The organism is Tahibacter caeni (assembly GCF_024609805.1).
In the GTDB taxonomy this organism is placed as follows: Bacteria; Pseudomonadota; Gammaproteobacteria; order Xanthomonadales; family Rhodanobacteraceae; genus Tahibacter; species Tahibacter caeni.
In genome coordinates this window covers 1-2,380 of sequence record NZ_JANFVR010000508.1, presented here as the reverse complement: position 1 = coordinate 2,380, position 2,380 = coordinate 1, and the positions used below count along the sequence as shown (strand labels likewise).

Sequence of the window (2,380 nt, the reverse complement as noted above, 5' to 3'; positions counted from 1 at the left end):
CCGCGGCCGCGGCGTCGCCGTCGGCGACGGCGCGCTCGAAGCTGCGCCGCGTCGGACTGAACACGGGTGCCGTCGCGGCCGGCGCGACACGGCGCGGCCGGCGCTGCCACAGCAGCGCTGCGAAAGTCAGGAGCCAGAGCACGAAGCTCGCGATCGCCGCGAGACGCCAGAAGCCCGCACCGTCGGAAGCCGGCGCCGGCACCTCGCTCGCGACCGCCGGAACGGTCGCGGGCGTCGCCGGCGCGGCCACGGCCTCGGCGACCTCCAGCGCGATCGCTTCGGTCGTGGCCCTGGCCGCCGCGTCGTCGGCCGCGTTCCACCAGTCCAGGCTCAAGGCGGGAATCTGCAGCTTGCCGGCGCGCTTGGGCACGATCGCGAACTTGCGGCTGCGCTCGCCGACGACCCAGCCGGCATTCTCGCGCGAGCGCGTGACGGATTTGTCCGGGTACACTTCCGCGCCGTCGATCGCCGGCAGCTCGATCTCCGGCAGCTGCTCGAAGCCCAGCCCCTGCGCGATCTCGGTCACGGTCAGGGTCAGCGGTTCGCCGACGCGCGCCGGCGTCGCCGCCGTGAGCCCGTCGACCTGCAGCTGCAGCGACTGCGCCGGCAGCCAGGCGCCGCCGCCGGAACCGGCCGGGCGCGGCTTGACCTCGATAGTCACGGGTTCCGAGCGCGTGCTGACCGCGCGGCCGCGGCCGAAGAACAGGGCGTTCGGATCGTTGCCGCTGAGCGCGCGGCCGCGGAAATTCAGCGCGGGCACGGCAAGGCTGCCGCTCTTCTGCGCGGTCAGCGCGTAGCGCCGCTCCATGACGCGGTAGCGCCGGCCGGAACGCTCGGCGTCGTAGCTGCGGTCCTGGCCGAGCTTCTGCACGACGGCGTCGGCGAGGCTCAGTTCCTCCACGGCGCCGTCGGTCAGGTTGACCGCGTAGTAGAAGCGCACGGTCACGCGGACCTGCTGCTGCACGTAGACGAGCTGCGGGTCAGCCGTGACTTCGAGGAACACGTCGTCGCCGGCCGCGGCCGCCGCCACGGCCGGCGCGGCGCCGACGGTCACCGTGATCGGCTCGGTTCTGGCCTTGCCGACGCTCAGCGGCGCGATCGTGAACTTGCCTTCGCGGCGCGGTCGCAGGCCGATGGCCCAGAGCATGCTGCTGGTCGTGCGGCCGTTCGCGATGCTGACCGAACTGGAGCTCGAACGGCCGAGCAGTTCGAAGTCCGCCTCGAGCGCGCTGAAGTCCGGTTCGGCGCCCGACTCGCTGCTCTCGACGTTGAGGGTCACGGTTTCGCCGAGCTGCAGGCTGTCGCGGTCGAGCCAGGCGCGCGCGGTTTCGGCGGCCGGGCTGGCCGTCGCGACGGCGCACAGCGCAAGCAGGAGCAGCAGTCGTCGGATCATCGGAACACCTGCAACGGATAGACGGTGGCGGACCGGCGTGCCGCGGCGGTCCGGCGGAACGAACGCGCGGCTCGGCTCATTCGCCGCCTCCGCGCTGCGGCGCGCGCTGGCGGCGCTCGTATTCGAGCTGGAACTTGCGCCGCAGCAGGCCGCCCGGATCGTCGGGCACGCGCTGCAGCCACTGCTCGACGGACTGGCGCTGTTCGCGCTCGGCTTCGGTCTCGGCCGGCGCGACGGCGGATTGCTCGCCGGGTTTGCCGGGCTTCGGCTCGCCGGCGACGGCGCGCCGGGCCGGGGCCTGCTCGCCGTCCTTGCCGGGCTCCTTCTGCGCCTGGCCTTCCTTGCCCTGCCCGCCTTCGCGCAGCGCCTTTTCCATGGCGTCGCGGAACGCCTGCTGCTGTTTCGCATTGGCCTGGGCCTGCGCGCCCTCGGCCGCGTCGGCCTTGGTCGTGTCGCGCTCGCCGGGCTTGGCCTGGCCGGCGCGGCCGGCCTGGTCCTGGCCCTGCTGGGTTTCGCCGGCCGCGCGCGAGGCGTCGTCGGCTTGCGACTGCGCGCCGGGCTGGCCGCTCTGCGCGGCTTCGCCCTGCTGGCCGGCCTCGCCGTCCTGCTGCTGGCCGTCCTGGCCGGCGCTCGCGTCCTGGGCCTGCTGCGCGGCGTCGGACGCGTCCTGGTTGCCCTGCTGCGGCTGATCGGGCCTGGCGCCGGCCGGATCCTGCCGGTCCTTGGACGAGCCGTCCTTGCCGTCGCTGGATTTCTGCTGCCGGCGCTGGCGCAGCCAGTCCTCCACCGCCTGCTTGTTGGCCTTCGCGTCGGCATGGTCCGGATCGCGCCGCAGTGCTTCGTCCCAGGCGGCGATCGCCTGTTCGTACTGCTGCTGACGCGCGAGCGCGTTGCCGAAGTTGTAGGCGGCGTCGGCGCTCGCGCCGGGCGCCCAGTCGGCCGCCGCGCCGGCCGCGTCGCCGGCGCGGAATTTCGCCGCGCCGCGCA

At 74.1% G+C, this 2,380-nt stretch carries 2 protein-coding genes; both read right to left on the bottom strand.

Annotated elements, in window-relative coordinates; all coding sequences use genetic code 11:
• Positions 1-1,393 (bottom strand): BatD family protein (locus NON22_RS23205; RefSeq protein WP_257389360.1); only part of this gene is annotated, 1,393 nt, incomplete at its 3' end.
• 76 nt (positions 1,394-1,469) lie between these two features.
• Positions 1,470-2,380 (bottom strand): tetratricopeptide repeat protein (locus NON22_RS23200; RefSeq protein WP_257389359.1); only part of this gene is annotated, 911 nt, incomplete at its 5' end.